The following is a 21874-nucleotide window of genomic DNA, read 5'->3' on the forward strand; positions in this document are numbered from 1 at the left end:
TATCACCTGATTGTAACGTTCCTGAAACACACTTAAGTGTTTGGTGAAGTCGGCCGCGTGAAACACTTCCGTGGCCGGCATCTGAGGGAGGGCCAAATGGATTTCAGTGGTTTCGATATCGCGCTTCTTGTTCTTGTCGCTCTTGTCGTGCTCGTGCTTTTCAAAGGCATCCGGACAATCCCGCAAGGCTATAATTATACCGTCGAACGCTTTGGCCGCTATACCAAGACATTGAGCCCCGGCCTCAACCTCATCGTGCCGTTCGTCGACCGCATCGGCGCCAAGTTGAACATGATGGAGCAGGTGCTCGACGTCCCGACCCAGGAGATCATCACCCGCGACAACGCCACCGTCGCCGTCGACGGCGTGGCCTTCTACCAGGTGCTCAACGCCGCGCAGGCCGCCTACCAGGTCGCCGGGCTGGAGAACGCCATCCTCAACCTGACGATGACCAACATCCGTACCGTGATGGGCTCGATGGACCTTGACGAGCTTTTATCGAACCGCGACGCCATCAACGAACGCCTGCTGCGCGTCGTCGACGAGGCGGCGCATCCCTGGGGCATCAAGATCACCCGCGTCGAGATCAAGGACATCAACCCACCGGCCAATCTCGTCGAATCGATGGGTCGCCAGATGATGGCCGAACGCAACAAGCGCGCGCAGATCCTCGACGCCGAAGGGCTCAAGCAGTCGCAGATCCTGGAAGCCGAGGGCCGCAAGGAAGCCGCCTTCCGCGACGCCGAGGCGCGCGAACGCTCGGCCGAGGCCGAGGCCCGCGCCACGCAGGTGGTGTCGGAAGCGATCGCCAAGGGCGACGTGCAGGCGCTCAACTACTTCGTTGCGCTGAAATACACCGAAGCGCTGACCAGGATCGGCTCCGCCACAAACAGCAAGGTCGTGCTGATGCCGATGGAAGCTTCATCACTGATCGGCACGCTCGGCGGCATCGGCGCGATCGCCAAGGAAGTCTTCGGGAGCGAGGGCAATGCCGGCCCGCCGCGGCAAGCTTCACGTCCGCCGGTAGTTCGCCCGAGCGAAAGCTGAGGCCGATCCGATGTTCGACCGCATCATTTCGGAACTCGGTCCCTGGAATTGGATGGTTCTCGGCTTTGTTCTCCTCGTAATGGAGGTCATCGCACCGGGCATCTTCATGCTATGGATCGGCATCGCCGCGCTGCTGATCGGTGCAGTCTCCCTGCTCATCTGGGACGCAGGATTCTGGACCTGGCAGATCCAGGTTCTCGCCTTCCTCGCTTTGTCGCTGATCTCAGCCTATGTCGGCAAGAGACTGGCGGGCGGACACCATGACCCGACCGACCAGCCGCTGCTCAATCGCCGCGGCGAACAAATGATCGGCAGAATGGCGACACTTGCCGAGCCGATCAAGGACGGGCGCGGCCGCATAAAGCTGGGCGACACGCTATGGCGCGTCTCAGGCCCCGATCTGCCGGCCGGCACGCAGGTGCGCGTGACGGGCGCGGCCGACACCGATCTGGAGCTGACGGTCGAGGCGGTTTAGGACCGATCCTACCCATCTCGGCGGGCGACTTTTCAAACAGGCCTGAAGTCTGTCAGGCCGCGCCGATGCGCAGCAGGTCGTGCAGATGGACAAGTCCGACCGGCCGTCCGCCCTCGACAACCATCAGGCTGGAGATGGCCGAATTGTTGATCGTCTGCAGCGCCGTCGCCACCAACGTATCCGGCCCGGCGGTCTTCGGCTTCTTGGTCATGACCTGATCGACACTCATCGCCAGAAGATTGCTGCCAATGTGGCGCCTGATATCGCCATCGGTGACGATGCCGATCAGCGCACCATCCGCGGCGGTTATCGCCACGCAGCCGAACCCCTTGCGCGACAATTCGAGGATCGCTTCGCGCATTCCGGTGCCCGAAGGCACCAGCGGCAGCCTGTCGCCGACATGCATGATGTCGCGGATCTGCGTCAGATTGGCGCCAAGTTGCCCGCCGGGATGGAATGTGCGGAAATGATCCGGCGTGAAGCCGCGCGCTTCGAGCAACGCGATGGCCAGCGCATCGCCGATCACCAGTTGCAGCAGCGTCGATGTCGTCGGTGCCAGGCCGTGCGGGCAGGCTTCCGGCGCACGCGGCAGCAGGAGCACCACATCGGCCGCACGCGCCAGCGCCGATCGCTCTCCGGCGGTGACCGCGATCAGCGGAATCGAGAAGCGCCTGGAATACGCGATGATGCCCTTGAGCTCGCGACTCTCGCCCGACCACGACATGGCGATGATGGCATCGTCCTTGGCGATCATGCCGAGGTCGCCATGATTGGCTTCGGCAGGATGGACGAAGAAAGCCGGCGTGCCGGTCGAGGCGAGCGTTGCGGCGATCTTTGAGCCGATGTGGCCGCTCTTGCCGACGCCGGTGACGATGACGCGGCCCTCGATTTGCGACACCATGTCGACGGCGTGCGCGAACGGTTCGGTCAATCCGTTTTCGAGCGCGGCCGCCAGCGCCGCGACACCGGCCTGCTCAGTCGCTACCGTTCTAAGCGCCGAGGCGATCGAAGCTTGCCCATCGAGCCGCTTCTTGTCTGGGGATCTCGCATGCATGGCTGATGCGATTAGCGCTTTGCCGCGCGCCTGTCCAACGGAATTGCCATCCAGCGAGGCCTGATCCACCGCTGCCTCAACCCTCCGTTAACCATCCCCATTTACGGTTCGGTAAGTATGGCGCGCGTGCGCCGCGCAAGCAGTGGTGGCGATGTCCGGGGCCCAGCCTGAAAAGAAAAGAAGACGAAACGGCAAAGCGGTCTGCGCCTTGCTGCTGGCGACCAGCGTCTTCGCCTTGCTGCGGCCTGCGCAGCCCTATGCCCAGGTAACCGAGCTGCGCGGCGAGGTTTCAGAATCGGCAATTCTGGACGACCAGCAGCGCAAGACCAGGCAATTGAGCATGGCCAGCGCCGAGGATCAGGCCGACGCAACCACCCAGAGCACTGCGCCGGCGCCCACCTATCAGCCGGCCAGCCCGGGCGCCGTACAGGACGACGACACGGCACCCGCGACTGGCAGCATTTTTGATCCGCCGGAGGCCACCGACGATGCGTTTGCGGACACCCCCGCTCCCGTCCCGCCGCGCCGGCCATCGAGCGCAACGCAAGGGGCGGCCGATCAAGACGAAGCCGCCGAGACACAAGCCACCGCCGCGACTGCAGCCACGACGGATGACACGGACACCGGCGAAACTGACCAGGACGCCACCAATCGCCGTGCCATGACCATTGATTCCGCCGAGAGGCAGCAGCTCGATCCGGGCGCTGAGCGCGCCGAAGCCATCGAAGGCCGGGATAAGAGGGCCGAGGACGACCCGTTCGCCGCCACCGGCATCAAACTCGGCTCCTTCGTGATCAGGCCAACGCTCGAGCAAGGCCTGACGGCGACATCAAATGCCGATTCAAGCAGCGAAGGCAAGCCGGCCCTGCTGTCGGAAACGACGCTGCGCTTCAATGCCATCTCCGACTGGCGGGAGAATTCGGCTGTCATCGACGGCTACGGCACCTTTCTCAAGACTATATCGGGCGACGAGGTTCAGGAGGCACGGGGCCGTGTCGATGGCACGCTCAATGTCGACCTCGACAACGATCTGCGCGCTATCGCCAAGCTCGGTTACGAGTCGGCGCCGGAATCGGCTTCGTCGCCAGTCGTCATCGAAGGCACCGTCGAGCAGCCGGTGCGCCAGACCATTGACGGCAGCCTTGCGCTCGAGAAGGATGCCGGCAAGATGCGCTTCGCCCTGACCGGCGCTGTCGAACACGACATTTACGGCGACGCCAAGCTTTCGACGGGCGGAACGCTGTCGCAGAAAGACCGCGACTCGACGCTTTATACCGCCACCTTGCGCACCGGCTATGAGATTTCTCCCGCCATCACCCCTTTCGCCGAGGTCGAAATCGGCCGCCGGGTCTATGATTTGCGCGTCGACACCAATGGTTTCGAACGATCCTCGACGCGGCTCGGCGTTCGGGCCGGCGCCGAGGTCGATCTTGGCGAGAAGCTTGCCGGCGAATTCTCGGCCGGCTGGCTGCGGGAGGCGATCGACGACGACCGCCTGCCGGCAATTTCGGGTGCCACGGTGAACGCCGACCTCAGATGGTCGCCGGAACGCGGCACCACGATCGGCCTCACCGGGCAGACGATCGTCGAGGGCACGACGACCGCCAACGAAAGCGGCGACATCCTTTACTCCGGCCGCCTCACCGGCGAGCGGGAAATCCGTGCCAACCTGATCGGGAACGCAGCTCTCGGCGTGGACTGGCGCGACTACATCGGGTCGGACGGCCATGATCTGACGCTGAGCGCCGAGGCCGGACTGACATGGTGGCTGAACCGGTATGCCGGACTGACCACCCGCGCCAGAACTGAAAAACAGACCAGCAATCTGGAGGGCCGCGACTACACCGCCCACAGCATCTTCGTCGGGGTGACACTGCAGCCGTAAAGCAAACCGTTGAAGGTTTGGGGCATGTCGAGATTCAAGTCAGGCCGTGGCGGGAACGGTGGTTTCGAGAACCTTGTTCTTATGCTTGTCGTTGTCCCAAAACCGTTGCGCACCATCGGTTCAAGCCCCGAGGGCATGCTTTTGGGCGACATACCTAGAACGCCGCGCCCCGCTGCTCTGAGGGTTTCATCTCGTCGAGAAGCTGGCGGATAACGCCCGCCATGCGTCCGTTTATGTCGCTGCGCCACAGCGCGAAGGCGACATTGGCCTCGACAAAGCCTTCCGGCGATCCGCAATCGAAGGTGCGCCCCTGGTAGTGGCACCCATAAAAGGGCTGTTGCTTCTCCAGCTTCAGCATCGCATCGGTGAGTTGTATCTCGTTGCCGGCGCCCTTCTCCTGGCCCTCAAGAATCCCAAATATCTCCGGCTGCAGGATGTAGCGCCCGTTGATGTATAGATTGGAGGGTGCCGTGCCGGTCTTCGGCTTCTCCACCATACCGGTGATACGGAAACCGTGATGTGTATCCTCGCCGCGGCCGACGATGCCGTATTTATGGGCCTCGGCGGGGTCGCATTCCTGAACCGCGACGATGTTGTTGCCGGTCTCGGCATAAAGCTCGACCATCTCTTTCATGCAGCTTTTTTCCGACTGCATGATCATGTCAGGCAAAAGCAGCGCGAAGGGCTCGTCGCCGACCAGTTCGCGGGCACACCAGACGGCATGGCCAAGGCCGAGCGGCACCTGCTGGCGCGTGAAGCTGGTCTGCCCAGGCGAGGGTTGCAGCCGCTGCAGGCGGGCGAGCTCGTCGTCCTTGCCGCGCTGGGCGAGCGTGTCATAGAGTTCGAACTGGACGTCGAAATGGTCCTCGATGACCGCCTTGTTGCGGCCGGTCACGAAGATGAAATGCTCGATCCCGGCTTCGCGTGCCTCGTCGACCACATACTGGATGACTGGCCTGTCGACGACGGTCAGCATTTCCTTGGGTATGGCCTTGGTGGCCGGGAGAAAACGCGTGCCGAGACCAGCGACCGGGAAAACTGCCTTGCGAACTCTCTTCATGCTGTCAATTATCCGCTTCTAAGCCTGTTCGGCAATCCCGCTTCAAGACATTTTCGTGCCGGAATCGAGGATTATGGAACGGCTGGTCAGAAGAAATTCGTAGTCTGTAAAGCACCAACCCGCCTTTTCGTTCCCAACGGCACCTATGGTAAACTAAATGCTAACCGGGTTCGGCGATGAATAGTCTTCCTGTGATGAAGAAGGAGGAAAAGATGTCCGTTCGCAACGCCGCAAAGCGCTTCACAAGCATCGTTGCGGCCGCCAGCCTGTCGCTTGCCTTGCTGATGCCCACCGGATCGGCTTTTGCCGACGCCGGTTTCCGGCAATGGGTGGCCAGCTTCCGCGCCACCGCGGTGCGAAGCGGTGTTTCCGGCGCCGTTTACGACCGGGCATTCGAGGGCATCAGCGATGCCGACCCGGTCGTGCTGGAAAAAGCACGTTATCAACCCGAATTCACCGCGCCCGCCTGGGACTATTTCGACAACCGCGTCCATGACCAGTCGGTCGCTGTCGGCCAGCAGATGGCCAGGAAGTGGAAGCCGTGGCTGGACAGGATCGAGGCAAAATACGGCGTCGACCGTCATATCCTGCTGGCAATTTGGTCTATGGAATCGAATTACGGCGAAATCCTCAAGCGCGACGATGTCATGCGCAATGTCGTGCGTTCGCTGGCAACGCTTGGCTATGCCGACTCGAGACGATCGAAATTTGCCCGCACCCAGTTGATCGCGGCGCTGAAAATCCTGCAAAGGGGCGACATCGACAAAAGCCACCTCAGCGGCTCATGGGCCGGCGCCATGGGCCATACCCAGTTCATTCCCACCAGCTATCAGGCCTATGCGGTCGATATGGACGGCGATGGCAAGCGCGACATCTGGAATTCGATTCCCGATGCATTGGCAACGGCCGCCAATCTGCTCAAGAAGAACGGCTGGCAGGCCGGCAAGACCTGGGGCTATGAAGTCAGCCTTCCCGACGGAAAGAAGTTCCCGGCCGGATCGAAGTCACTGTCGCAATGGCAAGCGCTGGGTGTCAGGCGTGTCAACGGCAAGCCGTTCAAGAATAGCGCGGAGAAGGCCACGCTGAAGGTGCCAGGCGGCCGCGGCGGCCCGGCTTTCCTGATGATCAAGAATTTTTCGGTCATCAAGCGCTACAACAATGCCGACAAATACGCGGTTGCCGTTGGCCTTCTTGCCGACGAAATCGCCGGCCATGGTGGGCTGGTGCAGGACTGGAAGCGGCCTTTCACGAAGCTCTCCTTCGAGGAGAGGCAAGAGCTTCAGCAGCGGCTTTCCCAGTACGGCTACTATGACGGCAAGTTCGACGGCAAGATCGGCGAGGGATCGAAAGCCGCCATCATGGCCTTCCAGGCAAAGGCTGGCTTGACCCAGGACGGACATCCGAGCATGGAAGTGCTCAAATGGCTCAGGCAGAACTAGCCTCGCATAGGGAGACGACCTAGAGCCTCGGACCCAACCGGTTTTTGGGAAATCCGATGCTCAAACTAAGATAGAGCGGCGGCCGGGTTGGATTTGAGGGTCCGGCGCTCTTAAGGGATGGAGAGGGTAATTGGTTTCGGCTGGGCGTATCCGGGTGATCCTTCGTCGCGTGCCGATCCTGGTTCTGGCTATTGCCGTTCTGGCCGTCAGCACGGCCGCCGTCTTTCACACGCCGGCCGTGGCGCAGGAAGAACAAAGGCGTGGCTGGTCGCTGCGCGACTTGTTGTTTCTGCGCCGAAGCGAGCGGGTGGGCCGAACCGAGTGGATGGAACCACCGCGACAGATCCAGAGGGCCGGGCCACGGAAGCTAAAAGCAAGAAAGCCCCGCGCCGCGCCGCGCCGGCCGGCTGAGCCGGCAACCCCGATTGTCGAGAAGGCGTCGGATGCCCGCACCGTTCTGGTGGTCGGCGATTTCATGGCGAGCGGCCTCGGCGAAGGTCTCGATACCGCCTTTGCCGAAAACACCAACGTCAGGATCGTCGTCCGCAGCAACGGTTCGTCCGGTTTCGTGCGTGACGATTTCTACAACTGGCCCGAACAGATCAAGTCGCTGATCGAGACCGAAAAGCCCGCGGCCGTAATCGTCATGCTGGGCTCTAACGATCGGCAGCAAATGCGCGTGAACGGTGAACGCGAACAGCCGCGGTCCGAGGCCTGGACCAAGGAATACGAACGCCGGACCGAAGCGTTCGGTAAGGCCATTGCAGCGGCCAAGGTGCCGTATCTATGGGTCGGCATGCCGGCATTCAAGGCGCCGAAGATGACCTCAGACATGCTGGTTTTCAACGACATTTACCGCTCGACGGCCGAAAGCCATGGCGGCGAATTCGTCGACATCTGGGACGGTTTCGTCGACGAGGACGGCGCCTTTGTCACCAGCGGACCTGATATCAACGGCCAGCCGGTGCGCCTGCGCACCGACGACGGCATCTATGTGTCGAAAGCCGGCAAACGCAAGCTCGCCTTCTATGCCGAAAAACCCTTGATGAAGATCCTTGGAATGACCGCGCCCACGGGCACACCGGCAGCTTACGCGCCAGCGGGCGCTCCCGTCGGGGCGCCGGCACCGGCGCCCATGGCCGTCGATCGCACCGTGCCGATGCTGCTCAACGATCCGGCGCTCGATGGCGGTTCTGAACTTCTCGGCGCCGCATCGCCGGCGAAGGCGGACGGGCCCGGCGAAAAACTTGTCGTCGAGGGCAAGGCGCCCGCTGCTTCGCCCGGCCGCGCCGACGATTTTTCCTGGCCGCCCAGGGGACAGCCTGCGGCGGCCGCAACCGAAACGACCACGGCGACCACTCCGTAAACCTGCCCCGGGGCACCGGAAGAGCAGAAAACGTCTTCAGAGGGCGCGCAAGTAGGGTCTCGAGACAGCCTCAGCGCGGCAGCACGCTCGATCCCATCAGCGCCTCGTCGATCGAGCGGGCCGCCTGCCGGCCCTCGCGGATCGCCCAGACGACCAGCGACTGGCCGCGGCGCACGTCGCCCGCCGCATAGAGCTTTTCGACGCTGGTCTTGTAGTCGCGGTCATTGGCCTCGACGTTGTTCGAGCGGCGGCTGTCGGTGGCGATCTTCATCTGGCCAGCCAGTTCCGACACCGGTCCGACGGCGGCCGGCCCGGCAAAGCCGATGGCGATGAAGGCGAGATCCGCGCGGATGACGAATTCCGTGCCGGCGATCGGCTTGCGCTTTTCATCGACCTCGCAGCATTTGACGCCGGTCAACGCGCCCTCCTCACCGATGAATTCGAGCGTCGCCACCTGGAACTCGCGCTCGGCGCCTTCGGCCTGCGAGGACGAGGTGCGCATCTTCGTCGCCCAGTAGGGCCAGACCGAAAGCTTGTCCTCCTTTTCCGGCGGCTGCGGCCGGATGTCGAGCTGGGTGACACGAACGGCGCCTTGGCGGAAGGCGGTACCGACGCAGTCGGATGCGGTGTCGCCGCCACCGACGACGACAACATGCTGGCCGCCGGCGACGATCGGCCGCGAGGGCCACGCCACCGACTGGATCGGCTCGCCGCCGATGCGCTTGTTCTGCTGCACCAGATAGGGCATCGCATCATGCACGCCGTCGAGATCGTCGCCGGGAATGTTGGCCGGGCGCGGTGTTTCCGAACCGCCGCAATAGAGCACAGCATCGTATTCGGCGAGCAGCTCCGCCACCGGTTTGTCGACGCCGACATTGACGCCGCAATGGAAGCTCACGCCCTCGCCTTGCATCTGCTCGATGCGCCGGTCGATATAGTGTTTCTCGATCTTGAAGTCGGGGATGCCGTAGCGCATCAGCCCGCCCGGCCGGCTCTCGCGCTCATAGACGTGAACGTCGTGGCCGGCGCGGCCAAGCTGCTGGGCGGCCGCCATGCCGGCCGGCCCCGAGCCAATGACTGCGACGCGCTTGCCGGTCTTCTTTTCCGGCGGATAGGGCCGGATATGACCGGTTTCATAGGCCTTGTCGGCGATCGCCTGCTCGATCGTCTTGATGGCGACCGGAATGTCCTCGAGGTTGAGCGTGCAGGCTTCCTCGCAAGGCGCCGGACAGATGCGGCCGGTGAATTCCGGGAAATTGTTGGTCGAGTGCAGGTTGCGGATCGCATTGTCCCAGTCGCCATTGTAGACGAGATCGTTCCAGTCCGGGATCTGGTTGTGGACCGGGCAGCCGGTCGGCCCGTGGCAGTACGGGATGCCGCAATCCATACAGCGCGCGGCCTGTTTCTCGACCTCCTTGTCCGACATCGGCAGCGTGAACTCGCGAAAATGCCGGATGCGGTCGGAAGCCGGCTGGTACTTGTGCACCTGCCGGTCGATCTCGAGAAACCCTGTTACCTTGCCCATAGTCCAGTCCCTGCTGTCCAGATGGCGCGCTCGAAGACGCACCCGTTAACCTCATAAGGCAGCCATGGCAACCTTCAGTCCGAGGCTAGGATTGTTGATGAAGGCGTCGATAGGGAAGCCTGGCTTCCCGGGAACTCCCAAAGCCTATTCCGCCGCCACGCCCATGCGCATGCGCTCCATTTCGATCAGCGCGCGACGGTATTCGACCGGCATGATCTTCCGGAATTTCGGCCGGAAAGTCGCCCAGTTGTCGAGGATCTCGCGGCCGCGCACCGAACCCGTATAATGGACGTGGTTCGAGATCAGCTGATAGAGCCGCTCCTCGTCATGGCTGGTCATGTCGCCGGACACGTCGACGCGGCCTTTGTGGTCGAGGTCGCCGCCATGATGGAGCAGTTTCTCCATCAGGTCGTCTTCTTCGGGAACGGGTTCCAGTTCGACCATCGCCATGTTGCAGCGCTCGGCGAAATCACCTTCCTCGTCGAGCACATAGGCGACGCCGCCCGACATGCCGGCGGCAAAGTTGCGGCCGGTCTGGCCGATGACGACGACAATGCCGCCGGTCATGTACTCGCAGCCATGGTCGCCAACGCCTTCGACGACGGCGGCCACGCCCGAATTGCGAACCGCAAAACGCTCGCCGGCGACGCCGCTGAAATAGGCCTCGCCCTCGGTCGCGCCGTAGAGCACCGTGTTGCCGACGATGATCGACTCCGCTGCGACGATGTTGGTGTTCTCCGGCGGGCGGATGACGATGCGGCCGCCCGACAGGCCTTTGCCGACATAGTCATTGGCCGCACCGACCAGCTCGAACGAGACCCCACGCGCCAGGAAGGCGCCAAAGGACTGGCCGGCGGTGCCGGTGAGCTTCACCGAGATCGTGTCCTCGCGCAGGCCCTTGTGCTTGAAGCGCTTTGCCACTTCGCCGGACAGCATGGCGCCGGTCGAACGGTCGACATTTCGGATCGGCAGCTCGATGCTGACCGGCTGCCTGGCTTCCAGCGCCGGCTTGGCCAACTCGATCAGCTTGCGGTCGAGCACGTCATTGATCGGATGCTTCTGCCGCTCAGTCCAGTGCACCGCCTCATGCGGGGCATCCGGCTTGAAGAACATCTTGCTGAAATCGAGCCCGCGCGCCTTCCAGTGCTGGATCAGCGCCCGCTTTTCCAAGAGATCGGTGTCGCCGATGATCTGGTCGAGATGGGTGTAACCCATCTCGGCGAGCAACGCCCGGACCTCTTCAGCCACATAGAAGAAGAAGTTGATGACATGTTCCGGCGTACCCTTGAAGCGCTTGCGCAAGACCGGATCCTGCGTCGCGACGCCGACAGGGCAGGTGTTGAGATGGCACTTGCGCATCATGATGCAGCCGGCCGCGATCAGCGGCGCGGTCGAGAAGCCGAATTCGTCGGCGCCAAGCAGCGCGCCAATGACGACGTCGCGGCCGGTGCGCAGGCCGCCATCGACCTGCAGCGCGACGCGCGACCTGAGACCGTTGAGCACCAGCGTCTGGTGCGTCTCGGCAAGGCCCATTTCCCACGGGCTGCCGGCGTGCTTGAGCGAGGTCAGCGGCGATGCGCCGGTGCCGCCGTCGTAGCCGGAAATGGTGATGTGATCGGCGCGCGCCTTGGCGACGCCGGCCGCAACCGTGCCGACACCGACTTCGGACACCAGCTTGACCGAGACATCAGCCGCCGGATTGACGTTCTTGAGATCGTAGATCAGCTGCGCCAGATCCTCGATCGAGTAGATGTCGTGATGCGGCGGCGGCGAGATCAGGCCGACGCCGGGCGTCGAATGCCTGACCTTGGCAATGGTGGCATCGACCTTGTGGCCGGGCAGCTGACCGCCCTCGCCGGGCTTCGCGCCTTGCGCGACTTTGATCTGCATCACATCGGAATTCACCAGATATTCCGCCGTGACGCCGAAACGCCCGGAGGCAACCTGCTTGATGGCCGAACGCTCGGGGTTCTTGCCGCCGCCCGGCAGCGGCAGGTAGCGGTCGGCCTCTTCGCCGCCCTCGCCGGTGTTCGACTTGCCGCCGATGGTGTTCATGGCGCGCGCCAGCGTGGTGTGCGCTTCCCTGGAGATCGAGCCGAAGGACATCGCTCCGGTCGAGAACCGCTTGACGATATCGGCCGCCGACATGACCTCGTCGAGCGCGACCTTCTTGCGCCCGGTTTCTTCGGCGAGCCTGATCTTGAACAGGCCGCGAATGCTCTGCGCCCGCGCCGTCTCGCTGTCAATTTGAGCGGAATAGTCCTTGAACGTCTCCCACGACCCCTGGCGCACAGCGTGCTGCAGGGTGGCCACCGCATCGGGCGACCAGATATGTGCTTCGCCGCGCATGCGGAACATGTATTCGCCGCCGACCTCGAGGCTGTTGCGCAGCACCGGGTCGTTGCCGAAGCCGTCAGCGTGGCGGCTGACCGTCTCGGCCGCGATCTCTTCCAGCCCGACGCCTTCGATCAGCGTCGCGGTGCCGGTGAAATACTTCTGCACGAAATCGGTCTTCAGCCCGATGGCGTCGAAGATCTGCGCGCCGCAATAGGACTGGTAGGTCGAGATGCCCATCTTCGACATCACCTTGAGAATGCCCTTGCCGATCGACTTGATGTAGCGGGACACAACCTCATAGGCGTCGACCTCGGCCGGCAGCTCGCCGCGCTTATGCATGTCGAGCAGCGTGTCGAAGGCGAGATAGGGATTGATCGCCTCGGCGCCATAGCCGGCAAGGCAGCAGAAATGATGCACCTCGCGTGGTTCGCCGGACTCGACAACGAGCCCCACCGAGGTGCGCAAGCCCTTGCGGATCAGATGATGGTGGACCGCCGCCGTCGCCAGCAATGCCGGGATGGCGATGCGGTCCGGCCCGAGCTGACGGTCGGACAGGATGATGATGTTGTAGCCGCCGGCGACCGCCGCCTCGGCGCGCTCGCACAGCCGGTCGATGGCGCCCTGCATGCCGGCTGCGCCTTCGTTCGAAGCATAGGTGATGTCGATCGTCTTGGTGTCGAAACGGTCCTCGGTATGACCGATGGAGCGGATCTTTTCGAGATCGCCATTGGTCAAGATCGGCTGGCGCACTTCGAGCCGCTTGCGACGCGAATTGCCGACGAGGTCGAAGATGTTCGGCCTCGGCCCGATGAAGGACACCAGGCTCATCACCAGTTCCTCGCGGATCGGGTCGATCGGCGGGTTGGTGACCTGGGCGAAGTTCTGCTTGAAATAGGTGTAGAGCAGCTTCGATCTGTCCGACATCGCCGAAATCGGCGTGTCGGTGCCCATCGAGCCGACCGCTTCCTGGCCAGTGGTCGCCATCGGCGACATCAACAGCTTGGTGTCTTCCTGGGTGTAGCCGAACGCCTGCTGGCGATCGAGCAGGCTGACGTCCCTGCGCAATGCGCGTGGCTCGACCGGCTTCAGGTCTTCCAGGATAAGTTGGGTGTTGGCGAGCCAGTTCTTGTAGGGATGCCTGGTCGCGATCTCCGACTTGATCTCCTCGTCGGAAACGATGCGGCCCTTTTCCAGGTCGATCAACAGCATGCGGCCGGGCTGCAGCCGCCACTTCTTGACGATCCTCTCCTCCGGCACCGGCAGCACGCCGGCTTCCGAGGCCATGATGACGCGATCGTCGTCGGTGACGATGTAGCGCGCCGGGCGCAGCCCATTGCGGTCGAGCGTGGCGCCGATCTGGCGGCCATCGGTGAAGGCCACCGCCGCCGGCCCATCCCACGGCTCCATCAGGGCGGCGTGGTATTCGTAAAAGGCCTTGCGATCTTGATCCATCAACTTGTTGCCGGCCCAGGCTTCCGGGATCAGCATCATCATCGCGTGAGCGAGCGAGTAGCCGCCCTGCGTCAGGAATTCGAGCGCATTGTCGAAACATGCGGTGTCCGACTGCCCCTCATAGGAGATCGGCCACAGCTTGGAGATGTCGTTGCCGAACAGTTCGGAATCGACCGAAGCCTGCCGCGCCGCCATCCAGTTGACGTTGCCGCGCAGCGTGTTGATCTCGCCATTGTGGGCGACCATCCGATAGGGATGTGCTAGCTTCCAGGACGGGAAGGTGTTGGTCGAGAAACGCTGGTGGACCAGGATCAGCGCCGTCTCGAAACGCGGATCGGTCAGATCCTTGTAATAGGCGCCGACCTGATAAGCCAGGAACATGCCCTTGTAAACGATGGTCCGCGATGACATCGACACGACGTAGAAGCCATTGTCGACGCCCTTGGTCTCCTCGTGGATACGACCGGAAATGACCTTGCGCAGGATGTAGAGCCGCCGCTCGTAATCGTCGTCGCTCTCGATCTCGGCGCCACGGCCCAGGAACACCTGCCGCTGGACCGGTTCGGAAGCCGCGATATCAGGCGCCTTGGACAGCGATGAATTGTCGACGGGCACATCGCGAAAGCCGAGCAGCGGCTGGCCTTCGAGCTGCGCCACCTCGGCGATGATGCCTTCGATATGCGCCTGAAGCTCCGGATCGCGCGGCATGAACACATGGCCGACGGCATAGTGGCCGGGCTTGGGCAATTCGATGCCCTGGCTGGCCATTTCCTCGCGGAAGAAGCGGTCGGGAAGCTGCACCAGCACGCCGGCGCCGTCGCCCATCAGCGGATCAGCGCCGACGGCGCCGCGATGCGTCAGGTTTTCGAGCACCGCAAGGCCGTCCTTGACGATCTGATGCGACTTCACGCCCTTCATGTTGACGATGAAGCCGACGCCGCAGGCATCGTGCTCGTTGCGCGGATCGTACAGGCCGTGCGCGGCGAAGCCGGTGTCGGTTCGCTCAATTTTGGTTCGGGACCGATTTTTGACGGCTGGCGCTTTCGTCTGCGCGGCCGGGCCGTTCGTCGCAGATGGCGTCACTTCCGTCATCGTCCTGTCCTCCATCCCCAGCCCTTAGGGCGCTGGTTTCCGTTGGGAAGCGCATGAGCTTCCCTCTCATCCTTACGGCACGTCTTGCGAAATCCTTGCCGAACCAGGCGGCCTGGTTCGCATCCGGTAATCGTACAGGCCAGAGCCGGCCGTCTATCTGTCGCTCGCGGCAGCGGCCGGAGAGGCCTAATAATACGCCAATCCAGCCTGTTTTGTGCGACAAAATAAGACAGCACTACTGTCCTAAATTTTTATGACAGAAATCACGTATGGGCACAAGACCGATTCACAACAATCTTGGGCTGTCCGCGACAGAAAATTACGCGCGGCCACGCCAAAACGCAACCTTCGCCCGTATGTCCTGTTTTCCGCTCTCGCTGGCGTTACCGCCTATCCGGTGCTTGGCACTTGCGAGCGGCATGCGAAAGCGGCCAAGGTTGCATCGATTTTTCTAGCACAGGCAAACGTATGAATTTCGCTTCCGACAATTGGGCAGGCGCCCATCCCAGCATCGCCGCGGGCCTGTCCGCCCACGCCGGCGGCTTCTCCACCGCCTATGGCGACGGCGCCCTCGACCAGGCTGTCTACCAGAGCTTCAACGAAATTTTCGAGCGCGAGGTCGCGGTGTTTTTCGTGGCGACCGGCACCGCCGCCAATTCGCTGTCGCTGACCGCCTATAACAAATCAGGCGGCATTTCCTTCTGCCATCGAGAGTCGCATGTCATTGAGGATGAATGCGGCGCGCCGGAATACTTTACCGGCGGCTCACGGCTCTATCCCGTCGACGGTGCGCTGGGCAAGATCGATCCGAACAACCTGGACAGGGCGGTGGGCAGATTCGCGCCTGAAATAGTCCATTCCGGGCGCCCGATGGCGGTGTCGATCACCCAGTCGACCGAAGTCGGCACCATCTACACACTGAACGAAATTGCCCGGATTTCGGCGATCGCCAAGCATCACAAACTGCCGCTGCACATGGATGGCGCCCGCTTCGCCAATGCGCTGGTCGCGCTAGAGACGACGCCGGCGGAGATGACCTGGAAGCGCGGCGTCGACATCCTCTCTTTCGGCGGTACCAAGAACGGCTGCTGGTGCGCCGAGGCTATCGTGCTATTCGATCTCGACCGCGCCAGGGAACTGGCCTTCCTGCGCAAGCGCGCGGCGCAATTGTTGTCGAAATCGCGCTTCGTCGCCGCGCAGTTCGAAGCCTATTTCAAGGACGACCTGTGGCTTGACACGGCCCGGCACGCCAACGGTACGGCAGCACGCCTTGCTGCACTGATCGAGGATTCCCCGTCGGCTCGCCTGGCCTGGCTGCCGCAAGCGAACGAAGTGTTCGCGGTGATGAAAAAGGCCGAGGCTGAACGGGTGCAATTGGCCGGTGCCGCCTTCTACGACTGGCACAAGCCGCATGGCTTCGACGGCCATATCGGCGAGGACGAGGCGCTCTACCGTTTCGTCACCAGCTTTGCGACCACGGCCGAAGAGGTCGACCGCTTTGGCCAGCTAGTTGCTGGATAGCGGCACCTTATCCACCAAAAAAGGGCGGCGCCAGGCGCCGCCCTTCGTCCCTGAGGTCGTCTTGTGACGCGGCTTACGCGGCGGTGTTAGCCTCGATCTGCTTGGCCTTCGCCGAAGACGCGGTGATGGCGATCTTGCGGGGCTTCAGCTCCTCGGGAATATTGCGCTTGAGGTCGACGAAGAGCAGGCCGTTCTTCAGCGAAGCGCCGACGACGTCAACGTGGTCGGCAAGCTGGAAGCGGCGCTCAAAGGCCCTGCCGGCGATACCGCGATAGAGCAGTTCGGAGCCTTCGCCATTGCCCTCTTCCTTGCGCTCACCCGTGACAGTCAGGACGTTGCGGTGAGCCTCGATCGAGAGCTCGTCGTCCGAGAAGCCGGCGACCGCCATCGAGATGCGATAGGAATCCTCGCCGGTGCGCTCGATGTTGTAGGGCGGATAGGTCTGCGCACTTTCAGGCTGCGCAAGCGAATCGAGCATGGTGAACAGCCGGTCGAAACCGACGGTCGAACGATAGAGCGGGGAAAAATCAACGTGACGCATAGTGTGTTCTCCTGTTGAGCAACAAGGTTTGCGTATGGCCGGTGCGAAACCCGTGACGGCGTTCCGGATAGGCCAGCGGCCCCGACATTGGCGGCCGCAACAGACATTTGGGGAACACGTGAAAGCATTTCAAGATTTCTCGATGAACGGCAGATGAACCGCGGCTTCGGCGGGCGTTCAGCTAAGTCGCGCTAGACTGGTTCCAGGATCAAGGAACAGGCGGCGGTTACGGCGTCGCGCGTCTTCTCGGACACGCAAAGGACGCTGTAACACTTTGATTGCGCATGATTCACAGCGAAAATCGGGTGCGATTTTCGGGGTTATGCGCGAGATACCGCAACGGGGCCGACCGGGTGTAACGTCCCTTCCTCCCGGATCGACGGGGGCCGGAAGCATGCCGCAAGCTGCTTTCGGCCTCACTTGCTGGCTGCCTCGTTCAGCCTCTCAAACGCGTCCGGAATTCCTTTGCTTTTGCTGCATGGACGTCTATGCCTACCACAGCTTGCGCCATGCAGGCAGCGACACACAAACGCAGCGCCGAATGACGGACCTTCTTAACGAAATTCCCCTCTTCCGCGAAGTTCCGGGAAATCCGCTACCGGAAAATGCGGCCGGTGGTTTCTTCACCACGCGCGACAGCAAGAAGATCCGTTATGGCCTCTTTCCCGCCGTTGCCCGCCCGATGAAGGGCACCGTGGTCGTGCTGACCGGCCGCAACGAGTGCATCGAAAAGTATTTCGAGACCATCCGCAACCTTGCCGATCGCGGCTTTGGCGTTGCCACCCTCGACTGGCGCGGCCAGGGCGGTTCCGATCGGCTGATCAGCGACCGCGAGCGCGGCTATGTCCGGAGCTTCTTCGACTACACCGGCGACCTGGAACAGTTCTTCGAGGAGATCGTGCTGCCCGACTGCCGGGGGCCATATTACATATTGGCCCATTCGGCTGGTGCGGTGATTACGCTGCTTGCTGCGCCGTCGATGGTGAACCGCGTACGGCGCATGGTGCTGATCGCGCCATTCCTTGCCGTGCCCGACCTGCCGGTCTCGACAACCACCGTTCGCCGCCTCTGCTCGCTGTTCTGTCTGCTGGGCCTTGGCAAGCTTTATGCCGCCTGGGGTCCGCGGCCCAGAAGAACCATTCCGTTTGCCGCCAACATGGTGACATCGGATCCGGAGCGGTATCGGCGCAACACGCTGATCTACGAAACCTACCCGCAACTGGCACTCGGCGGCCCGACGATACGCTGGCTGAAAGCGGCGGCGGAGGCGTCCGACGCCATCAGCGACCCCGACTTCATGGCCAGGATCCAGGTACCCTTGCTGGTGATCGCCGCCGGCGCCGACCAGGTCGTCTCGACCAAGGCGGTGGAAACCTACACCAGGCGTCTGCGCCTCGGTTCGCTGCTGGTGATCGATGGTGCACGCCATGAAATATTGCAGGAAGCCGACTTCTATCGCGAGCAGTTCTTTGCCGCCTTCGATGCCTTCATCCCGGGAAGCGACGACACGGGCTGATTGAGTACCGCACTCCCTCCGGACGCGCAAAGAGCGCTTCAACTCATTGAAATCCATGTCTCGGCTTGAAAAAATGCCTTCCAAGTCGATCGGCCCGCCTACACTTGCCGGGCGAAATGCATGATCCAATTGGTCTCCCAGGTCTTGCCGACATCCGGTGAAAAAGCCTGCTCCCAGCGCGCCGATTTTTCAGTGATCCGCGACCACAGGAAGCGAACGTAGATATTGCGTCCGTCGAAGACGTCTTTCGCACAGGAACGTGCCGACGCCTGCTTCGAAGGTGCCGCGCATCGGAATATCGACGGTCGCCGGGTTGCGGCCGTCGATCCACCAGATCGACCATTGGCTCGTCGCCGGATCGAACGTCCGCAACGTGGCGGCGCGATAGGCCTCAACGGGCAATTCAATCACATTGTCATCGACATTGCCGAGGCCGCCAAGGATCGGGCGCACTTCGCATGTCCCGCCAAACACGTCCCAGTTCGTGTCGTCTTGCAGGCGCTTCTGCAACCTCCGATGGCTGACGTTCCAGCGGCCAAAGAAGAAATCGAAATCGGCCCGCCCGTCTGCTGGAGCGTTTTCTGCCGACGCATCTTCGGAATGGTTGGTTGTTGACTGCGTCGGCATGTGAATCCCTCCGGGACATCACTTCCATAGCAGAGAGTTGCTGACATCCTCCTGTCAGGAGGGTCGGGGAATCACCGCCCGAACGCTTTCCACGCTCAGCCACGCAGCGCCGCCATCGCGGCGGCATGAAGCTCCGGCGTTGCCGCAGCCAGGATGTCGCCACCCGTTTCCGCCGGTCCGCCTTCGAAGGTGGTGACGACGCCACCGGCGTTCTCGATGATCGGGATCAGCGCGACGATATCGTAGGGTTTCAAACCGGGGTCGGCAACGATGTCGACGCTTCCCGCCGCGACCATGGCGAAGGCATAGCAGTCGGTGCCGTAGCGGGCGAGCTGGACCTGCCGCTCGAACAGGTCGTAGCGCAGACGCGCGTCTCCCTTGAACAGTGCCGGCGTGGTGGTGAACAGCGTCGCGTCGGTAAGGTTTGTCGTCTTGCGCGTCGTCAGCCTTCGTGGCCCGCCCGGGCCTTCATAATGGGCACCGGAAGCGTTGGCGTAGAAAAGCTCGCCGGTGAAGGGCTGCGACATCATGCCGGCGACGGCATCGCCGTCGACCGTCAGCCCGACCAATGTTCCCCACACCGGCAGCCCGGAAATGAAGGCGCGCGTGCCGTCGATCGGATCGATCACCCAGACATGCCTGCTGGATATGTTCTCGCTGCCATGCTCCTCGCCGAGGATGCCGTGATCGGGATATTCCGCTGATATAAGCGCCCGGATGACCCGCTCGGCCTCGCGGTCGGCCTCGGTGACCGGGTCGAAGCTGCCTTGCTCCTTGTTGGCGACCGCGCCTTGGCTGCGGAAGCGCGGCAAGGTTTCGGCTGCGGCGGCATGCGCAATGCGCCGCATGAAATCGATGCTGATGTCCAACTGATTCTCCCGCGTTGTAGCGTGCTGGAACCGTCGTTTGCCTGTGGTTTTCCGCCAAAACAAGGGCGTGCAGAACTTTTGCGCATCGTCAACTGTTGCTCGAATGCAACGCTAGCGCCCCTCGAATCCAGTTTCAACATAACGGTGAATTAAAACGCCGGTCGACGGCTTGACATTTGTGCATCGCACAATAGATTTGTTCTCGGACAGGCGTTCCTGTCCATGCCCTCCTTGGGCGTTTCCTCCCTAGACTTCGACCGTGTCGTGCAAACGATGCGGTCTTTTTTTCGGCGCGGCATCCAGCGCATCGCGCGCCTTTCCGACCCGCACACCGATGCCTTTATCTGGCGCAAGACCTGTTATTTGGCCCAGAATTCCCATGTAAAAATCGATTCCGATTTTTGGCATCATTCGGCGGCAAGCGGCAGATCGATAAAATCGTGATCGGGCATCGCCATCAGGTCGGCCGAGAATTGTGCCAGATCGTCGGCGAGTGCATCGAAGCCGGCGGATTTCTGGAACGTCCGCTCGTTCATGTAAAGCCCGCGATTGACCTCGATCTGCAGTGCATGGAGATGGCGGACGGGGCGGCCATAGTGCTCGGTGATGAAGCCTCCGGCGTAAGGCTTGTTATGGGCGACGGTGTAGCCCATGCCGATCAGCAGGCCGATCGCCGTCTCGGTCAACGCTGCCGAGGCGGACATGCCGAAACGGTCGCCGACGATGAAGTCGGGCCTGACACCGCTGTCGCCGACCCTGATGCTCGCCGGCATCGAGTGGCAATCGATCAGCACGGCAAAGCCGAACCGCGCATGGGTCCTGGTCAAAAGCCGCTTCAGCGTCTCATGATAAGGCTTGTAGACGGCCTCGATACGCGCAACGGCTTCCGCCAGCGGCAAGCGGCCGGCATAGATGTCGAGCCCTTCTCCCACCAGCTTGGGCACAGTGCCAAGCCCGCCGGCCACGCGCGCCGAGCGGATGTTGCAGAAGGACGGCACGGGTTCGGCGAACATGCGCGGATCGAGTTCCCAGGGTTCCCGGTTGACGTCAAGATAAGCGCGCGGGAAGTTTGCCGCCAGCATCGGCGCGCCGAGCGCGACGGCGCCACCGAACAATTCGTCGACATAGCAATCTTCGGAGCGGCGGATGGCGTTTCGGTCCAGCCTTGCCATGGCCAGGAACCGGTCCGGATAGTGACGGCCGCTATGCGGCGAGTTGAAGAGGAAGGGGACGCGCTGTTCGGCGCCCGACCGGATTTCGAAGGGAGGAACGACCGAAAAATCCTCGGCTGCCGTTTTCAATTTGAACGAATCCGGAAACACCAATGCATCATGGTTGGAAAGGTGCCACCTCGCCGGCCGCATGTCCAGCGTTTCGGCGTCCGGACCGCTTTGTTAAAGGCCGATCGGGCCTTTATCTTCACTTGATGTTTACCGTCACCTCCTCATATACAGGATGGTTAACGGGCTGCCCCACGGCAGTCTCGGACGGGTGATTCGAGCGGGAAAAGATGGCACGCATTCTACTGGCGGAAGACGACGATGACATGCGCCGGTTCCTCGTCAAGGCGCTGGAGCGTGCCGGCTATCAGGTCAGCGATTTCGACAATGGCGCCAGCGCCTATGAGCGGTTGCGCGAAGAGCCTTTTTCGCTGCTCTTGACCGATATCGTCATGCCGGAGATGGACGGCATAGAACTCGCCCGCCGCGCCACCGAGATCGATCCCGACCTCAAGGTCATGTTTATCACCGGCTTCGCCGCCGTTGCGCTCAATCCGGATTCCAAGGCGCCGAAAGACGCCAAGGTGCTGTCGAAGCCGTTCCATCTGCGCGACCTCGTCAACGAGGTCGAAAAGATGCTGCAGGCGGCCTGACGCGCTTTCCGCTGCCGGCTTTCGGCGCGGCAAGGCGAACCGTTCTTTCCCTTTTCCTCCTATTGACGCGCCGTGGCAAAAATGGTGTATGCGCGGCTTCGGATGGGCGTGTAGCTCAGCGGGAGAGCACTGCATTGACATTGCAGGGGTCACAGGTTCAATCCCTGTCACGCCCACCATCCAGACAATCCACCG

At 62.3% G+C, this 21874-nt stretch carries 17 protein-coding genes and 1 tRNA gene; 9 read left to right on the top strand and 9 right to left on the bottom strand.

What is annotated here, in order from left to right; all coding sequences use genetic code 11:
• The first annotated feature begins 96 nt into the window (after window positions 1–96).
• Both ACWUKX_RS20280 and ACWUKX_RS20285 read left to right on the top strand, forming a co-directional pair.
• Entirely contained in the window at window positions 97–1047 is a 951-nt protein-coding gene (locus ACWUKX_RS20280) for an SPFH domain-containing protein (protein WP_029349653.1), read from the top strand.
• A 10-nt stretch (window positions 1048–1057) separates the two neighbouring features.
• Entirely contained in the window at window positions 1058–1522 is a 465-nt protein-coding gene (locus ACWUKX_RS20285; RefSeq protein WP_029349652.1) for an NfeD family protein, read from the top strand.
• Window positions 1523–1574: 52 nt separating this feature from the next.
• Here ACWUKX_RS20285 and ACWUKX_RS20290 read toward each other — a convergent pair whose 3' ends face one another.
• A complete protein-coding gene (locus ACWUKX_RS20290) occupies window positions 1575–2576 on the bottom strand; it encodes a KpsF/GutQ family sugar-phosphate isomerase (protein ID WP_029349650.1) in 1002 nt (333 codons plus the stop codon).
• Window positions 2577–2727: 151 nt separating this feature from the next.
• Here ACWUKX_RS20290 and ACWUKX_RS20295 point away from each other — a divergent pair, with 151 nt between their 5' ends.
• Complete coding sequence (locus ACWUKX_RS20295; RefSeq protein WP_456008634.1) at window positions 2728–4461, top strand: outer membrane beta-barrel protein; 1734 nt, start codon at window positions 2728–2730, stop codon at window positions 4459–4461.
• Window positions 4462–4615: 154 nt separating this feature from the next.
• Here the strand turns inward: ACWUKX_RS20295 and galU are convergent, their stop codons facing one another.
• The gene (gene galU, locus ACWUKX_RS20300) at window positions 4616–5521 is read right to left on the bottom strand and encodes a UTP--glucose-1-phosphate uridylyltransferase GalU (RefSeq protein WP_036267133.1); all 906 of its coding nucleotides are present in this window, start codon (window positions 5519–5521) and stop codon (window positions 4616–4618) included.
• Between the two features lie 212 nt (window positions 5522–5733).
• On the opposite strand from galU, the gene ACWUKX_RS20305 reads away from it, so the two are divergent.
• Window positions 5734–6960: a lytic murein transglycosylase gene (locus tag ACWUKX_RS20305; protein ID WP_029349644.1), complete on the top strand. Its 1227-nt coding sequence runs from the start codon at window positions 5734–5736 to the stop codon at window positions 6958–6960.
• A gap of 130 nt (window positions 6961–7090) precedes the next feature.
• Window positions 7091–8326: an SGNH/GDSL hydrolase family protein gene (locus ACWUKX_RS20310; RefSeq protein ID WP_456008635.1), complete on the top strand. Its 1236-nt coding sequence runs from the start codon at window positions 7091–7093 to the stop codon at window positions 8324–8326.
• A 70-nt stretch (window positions 8327–8396) separates the two neighbouring features.
• Here ACWUKX_RS20310 and ACWUKX_RS20315 read toward each other — a convergent pair whose 3' ends face one another.
• Together ACWUKX_RS20315 and gltB are read right to left on the bottom strand one after the other, a co-directional pair.
• Window positions 8397–9851: a glutamate synthase subunit beta gene (locus tag ACWUKX_RS20315; protein WP_456008636.1), complete on the bottom strand. Its 1455-nt coding sequence runs from the start codon at window positions 9849–9851 to the stop codon at window positions 8397–8399.
• 144 nt (window positions 9852–9995) lie between these two features.
• The gene (gene gltB, locus ACWUKX_RS20320; protein ID WP_456008637.1) at window positions 9996–14732 is read right to left on the bottom strand and encodes a glutamate synthase large subunit; all 4737 of its coding nucleotides are present in this window, start codon (window positions 14730–14732) and stop codon (window positions 9996–9998) included.
• Between the two features lie 468 nt (window positions 14733–15200).
• Here gltB and ACWUKX_RS20325 point away from each other — a divergent pair, with 468 nt between their 5' ends.
• A complete protein-coding gene (locus ACWUKX_RS20325; protein ID WP_456008638.1) occupies window positions 15201–16253 on the top strand; it encodes a threonine aldolase family protein in 1053 nt (350 codons plus the stop codon).
• 73 nt (window positions 16254–16326) lie between these two features.
• On the opposite strand, the gene ACWUKX_RS20330 is transcribed toward ACWUKX_RS20325, so the two are convergent.
• Entirely contained in the window at window positions 16327–16794 is a 468-nt protein-coding gene (locus ACWUKX_RS20330) for an Hsp20 family protein (RefSeq protein ID WP_029349636.1), read from the bottom strand.
• Between the two features lie 541 nt (window positions 16795–17335).
• Here ACWUKX_RS20330 and ACWUKX_RS20335 point away from each other — a divergent pair.
• Window positions 17336–18310: an alpha/beta fold hydrolase gene (locus ACWUKX_RS20335; RefSeq protein WP_456008639.1), complete on the top strand. Its 975-nt coding sequence runs from the start codon at window positions 17336–17338 to the stop codon at window positions 18308–18310.
• A 189-nt stretch (window positions 18311–18499) separates the two neighbouring features.
• On the opposite strand, the gene ACWUKX_RS20340 is transcribed toward ACWUKX_RS20335, so the two are convergent.
• The 4 genes from ACWUKX_RS20340 to ACWUKX_RS20355 form a co-directional block, all read right to left on the bottom strand.
• A complete protein-coding gene (locus ACWUKX_RS20340; protein WP_456008640.1) occupies window positions 18500–18937 on the bottom strand; it encodes a DUF1579 domain-containing protein in 438 nt (145 codons plus the stop codon).
• A 95-nt stretch (window positions 18938–19032) separates the two neighbouring features.
• Window positions 19033–19806, bottom strand: a complete 774-nt coding sequence (hisN, locus tag ACWUKX_RS20345) for a histidinol-phosphatase (RefSeq protein WP_456008641.1) — start codon at window positions 19804–19806, stop codon at window positions 19033–19035.
• Window positions 19807–20052: 246 nt separating this feature from the next.
• Window positions 20053–20187 carry a hypothetical protein gene (locus ACWUKX_RS20350; protein ID WP_280950297.1) on the bottom strand — a complete coding sequence of 45 codons (135 nt, stop codon included), beginning with the start codon at window positions 20185–20187 and terminating at the stop codon, window positions 20053–20055.
• 26 nt (window positions 20188–20213) lie between these two features.
• A complete protein-coding gene (locus ACWUKX_RS20355) occupies window positions 20214–21170 on the bottom strand; it encodes an N-formylglutamate amidohydrolase (RefSeq protein ID WP_455840261.1) in 957 nt (318 codons plus the stop codon).
• 146 nt (window positions 21171–21316) lie between these two features.
• Here ACWUKX_RS20355 and cpdR point away from each other — a divergent pair, with 146 nt between their 5' ends.
• Both cpdR and ACWUKX_RS20365 read left to right on the top strand, forming a co-directional pair.
• The gene (gene cpdR / locus ACWUKX_RS20360; RefSeq protein WP_006199474.1) at window positions 21317–21679 is read left to right on the top strand and encodes a cell cycle two-component system response regulator CpdR; all 363 of its coding nucleotides are present in this window, start codon (window positions 21317–21319) and stop codon (window positions 21677–21679) included.
• Window positions 21680–21783: 104 nt separating this feature from the next.
• Window positions 21784–21858: transfer RNA gene (locus tag ACWUKX_RS20365), tRNA-Val, on the top strand.
• Window positions 21859–21874 lie beyond the last annotated feature (16 nt).

The organism is Mesorhizobium sp. f-mel (assembly GCF_053850215.1).